Origin of the sequence: Thiolapillus sp., from assembly GCF_048562965.1 — a bacterium.
GTDB lineage: Bacteria > Pseudomonadota > Gammaproteobacteria > Chromatiales > Chromatiaceae > Thiolapillus > Thiolapillus brandeum_A.
This window is the reverse complement of sequence record NZ_JBHNMF010001322.1, coordinates 1-702: the sequence shown is the minus strand read 5'-3', so window position 1 is coordinate 702 and position 702 is coordinate 1. Positions and strand designations below refer to the sequence as shown.

The following is a 702-nucleotide window of genomic DNA, read 5'->3' as shown; positions in this document are numbered from 1 at the left end:
AAGATCAAGCTGCTGTATTGGGAAGACAATGGCTTCGTGCTCTATTACAAGAGCCTGGCCGAGGAGAAGTTCCACTGGCCGGGTGGTGAAGAGGAGCTGGTTTCGCTGACGGGGCAGCAGACGCTGCCAGCCATGGAGAGCGAAGCGAAGGCTGGTAGTCCCCAGTAGCCGCGAGGCCGCACTGTTTTCCCGGCGTGCCTTGCGCCAGAGGGAAAACAAAGTAGGCCTCCGAACGCGGCGTCCAGTCATATGGGAGCCAAGTACGGAGCAGCAACGAGCTTGCGAAGTTGTTGCGCAGTGCTTGGTGACCAGGACGGCTGGGGCACAAATAGGTTGTCAAAGGCCGAGTCGATTTTGGGGACTGGGATGTCCCAAAATCTATCACGAGGCCGAAGACACGCTTGTCAACTGGCTGCTCGACGGCTATGACCTCGGGGCCATGAAAGGCCACAGAAAGCTGCATTATGAGGCCACTTTCTGATGCGCTAAGCAGATGATAATGTTATAATTTGTTCCATGAAAACGGCGCCGGACATTTCCCCGAATCCCTCTGCTCCAGCGTCGCTCCCGCCGGCCGATCTGCGGCGGATTCTCGAAGAAAAAGACCGTCTTCTGGCGCAACAGCAGGCCCTCAACGCCGAATTGCGCAAACACATCCTGCTGCTGGAAGAACAACTGCGCCTGGCGCGGCTGCGCAAGTTC

Annotated in this window: 2 protein-coding genes; both read left to right on the top strand. The window is 57.4% G+C overall.

All coding sequences use genetic code 11. The annotated features are described in order from the left end of the window. Nucleotides 1-36: 36 nt before the first annotated feature. Nucleotides 37-168 carry a hypothetical protein gene (locus tag ACOCD2_RS24095; RefSeq protein ID WP_368857444.1) on the top strand — a complete coding sequence of 44 codons (132 nt, stop codon included), beginning with the start codon at nt 37-39 and terminating at the stop codon, nt 166-168. Nucleotides 169-516: 348 nt separating this feature from the next. Then, on the top strand, nt 517-702 hold a 186-nt coding region (locus ACOCD2_RS24090), incomplete at its 3' end, for a hypothetical protein (RefSeq protein WP_419608950.1).